Genomic DNA, 3,187 nt, shown 5'->3' on the forward strand with positions numbered 1-3,187 from the left:
CATAGTGGGTGACAGCCCCGTACGCGTAATGCGATCAATCGTCCTCGAGTAAGGCGGGACACGTGAAATCCTGTCTGAAATTGGGGGGACCACCCTCCAAGCCTAAGTACTCGTGCATGACCGATAGCGAACTAGTACCGTGAGGGAAAGGTGAAAAGCACCCCGACAAGGGGAGTGAAAGAGTACCTGAAACCGATTGCCTACAAACAGTGGGAGCCCGCAAGGGTGACCACGTACCTTTTGTATAATGGGTCAGCGACTTAGTGTGACGAGCAAGCTTAAACCGCTAGGTGTAGGCGCAGCGAAAGCGAGTCTGAACAGGGCGTTCAGTTCGTCGCATTAGACCCGAAACCGAGTGATCTAGCCATGAGCAGGTTGAAGGTAAGGTAACACTTACTGGAGGACCGAACCCATAACTGTTGCAATAGTTCGGGATGACTTGTGGCTAGGGGTGAAAGGCCAATCAAACTCGGAAATAGCTGGTTCTCCGCGAAATCTATTTAGGTAGAGCGTCGACCGAATACCCCAGGGGGTAGAGCACTGGATGGGCTAGGGGTCCTCACCGGATTACCAAACCTAACCAAACTCCGAATACCTGGGAGTACTAGTCGGCAGACACACGGCGGGTGCTAACGTCCGTCGTGAAAAGGGAAACAACCCTGACCTACAGCTAAGGTCCCCAAGTTATGGCTAAGTGGGAAAGGATGTGAGGATCCCAAAACAACCAGGATGTTGGCTTAGAAGCAGCCATCATTTAAAGAAAGCGTAACAGCTCACTGGTCTAAATAAGGGTCTTTGCGCCGAAAATGTACCGGGGCTAAAGCCATACACCGAAGCTTAGGGTTCGTGAGCAATCACGAGCGGTAGCGGAGCGTTCTGTAAGCTGATGAAGCCATACCCGTGAGGGGTGGTGGAGGTATCAGAAGTGCGAATGCTGACATGAGTAACGTAAGGGGAGTGAGAGACTCCCCCGCCGAAAGACCAAGGGTTCCTGCTTAAAGTTAATCTGAGCAGGGTTAGCCGGCCCCTAAGACGAGGCGGAAACGCGTAGTCGATGGGAACCACGTTAATATTCGTGGGCCTGGAGGTAGTGACGGATCACACAAGTTGTCCAATCTTATCGGATTGAACGGGCAGCGGAGTGGTTCCAGGAAATAGCTCCTCCTTATAGACCGTACCCGAAACCGACACTGGTGGTCTGGTAGAGTATACCAAGGCGCTTGAGAGAACTATGCTGAAGGAACTCGGCAAATTGCACGCGTAACTTCGGAAGAAGCGTGACCCTTTTCTGCGCAAGCAGAGGAGGGTGGCACAGACCAGGGGGTAGCGACTGTTTATCAAAAACACAGGGCTCTGCGAAGCCGCAAGGCGACGTATAGGGTCTGACGCCTGCCCGGTGCTGGAAGGTTAAGAGGAGGGGTGCAAGCTCTGAATCGAAGCCCCAGTAAACGGCGGCCGTAACTATAACGGTCCTAAGGTAGCGAAATTCCTTGTCGGGTAAGTTCCGACCTGCACGAATGGCGTAACGACTTCCCCGCTGTCTCCAGCATAGACTCAGTGAAATTGAATTCCCCGTGAAGATGCGGGGTTCCTGCGGTTAGACGGAAAGACCCCGTGCACCTTTACTATAGCTTTACATTGGCATTCGTAGTGGCATGTGTAGGATAGGTGGTAGGCTTTGAAACCTGGGCGCCAGCTCAGGTGGAGCCACCCTTGAAATACCACCCTTATCACTATGGATGTCTAACCGCGGCCCGTTATCCGGGTCCGGGACAATGTATGGTGGGTAGTTTGACTGGGGCGGTCGCCTCCTAAAGAGTAACGGAGGCGCGCGATGGTGGGCTCAGAACGGTCGGAAATCGTTCGCTGAGTGCAATGGCATAAGCCTGCCTGACTGCGAGACTGACAAGTCGAGCAGAGACGAAAGTCGGTCATAGTGATCCGGTGGTCCCGCGTGGAAGGGCCATCGCTCAACGGATAAAAGGTACGCCGGGGATAACAGGCTGATGACCCCCAAGAGTCCATATCGACGGGGTTGTTTGGCACCTCGATGTCGACTCATCGCATCCTGGGGCTGGAGCAGGTCCCAAGGGTATGGCTGTTCGCCATTTAAAGCGGTACGTGAGTTGGGTTCAGAACGTCGTGAGACAGTTCGGTCCCTATCTGCCGTGGGTGTAGGAATATTGAAAGGATCTGTCCCTAGTACGAGAGGACCGGGATGGACGGATCTCTGGTGGACCTGTTGTGGCGCCAGCCGCATAGCAGGGTAGCTATATCCGGACGGGATAACCGCTGAAGGCATCTAAGCGGGAAACCCACCTTAAAACGAGTATTCCCTGAGAACCGTGGAAGACGACCACGTTGATAGGCCGGGTGTGGAAGAGCGGCAACGCTTGAAGCTTACCGGTACTAATAGTTCGATCGGCTTGATCGTTCTCATTCCTTATGCCCATCTGACAAAGTCAGATGGTCTTGCCAGCGCTCACGCATGAGCGGCCCTTACGGGCTTATGCTCCGCGAGGGCGCCGGACGACCGGCGACGCGCAGTCGCGCTTGCGGGCTTCGCCCGAAGCACCTGCAAAAAACGTCGCCTTGGCACAAAAACAGCTTCTCGAAAACAACGTGCGTTTTGCCGACCTGGTGGTTATGGCGGAGCGGCTGCACCCGATCCCATTCCGAACTCGGCCGTGAAACGCTCCAGCGCTGATGGTACTTCGTCTCAAGACGCGGGAGAGTAGGTCGCTGCCAGGTCTGCTAAACGCACGTTCAGTCTCACTTCCACAAATCGAAATGATTTTTGGATGCAGAGAAATCTTCTCTTCACGAACAGGCCCGCCAAGGGATCACGGGCCGCGAAAGCGGCCCTTTCATTTGGTGAGCCATCTACCTATTTGTAGGCCTCGGCCTACCGCCAAGGTGACGCGGGGTGGAGCAGCCCGGTAGCTCGTCAGGCTCATAACCTGAAGGTCACAGGTTCAAATCCTGTCCCCGCAACCAAATCAAAACAGCCCGGCTCACCCCGGGCTGTTCTTGTATCCGGCTGATCGTCCCCGGCTGATTTGAGAACCCTCCTCAGAGCCCAGCAAAAACCCAAACCGAAGCCCCGGGACAAAACCAAATCCCGCAACACCAAACACAATCCGCCCGCCAGAACCATACAAGCCAAGCCAAAGCGTCACGGAGCCAG

1 tRNA gene and 2 rRNA genes are annotated in these 3,187 nt (G+C 54.8%); all 3 read left to right on the top strand.

The features are described 5' to 3' along the window. Nucleotides 1–2,434 (top strand): 23S ribosomal RNA (locus tag LB533_RS29730); the annotation flags it as partial. Nucleotides 2,435–2,636: 202 nt separating this feature from the next. After that, nucleotides 2,637–2,751: ribosomal RNA gene (rrf, locus tag LB533_RS29735) — 5S ribosomal RNA — on the top strand. Nucleotides 2,752–2,920: 169 nt separating this feature from the next. Then, a tRNA-Met gene (locus LB533_RS29740) sits at nt 2,921–2,997 on the top strand. The last annotated feature ends 190 nt before the right edge of the window (nt 2,998–3,187 follow it).

The organism is Mesorhizobium sp. BR1-1-13, from assembly GCF_020165515.1.
In the GTDB taxonomy this organism is placed as follows: Bacteria; Pseudomonadota; Alphaproteobacteria; order Rhizobiales; family Rhizobiaceae; genus Mesorhizobium.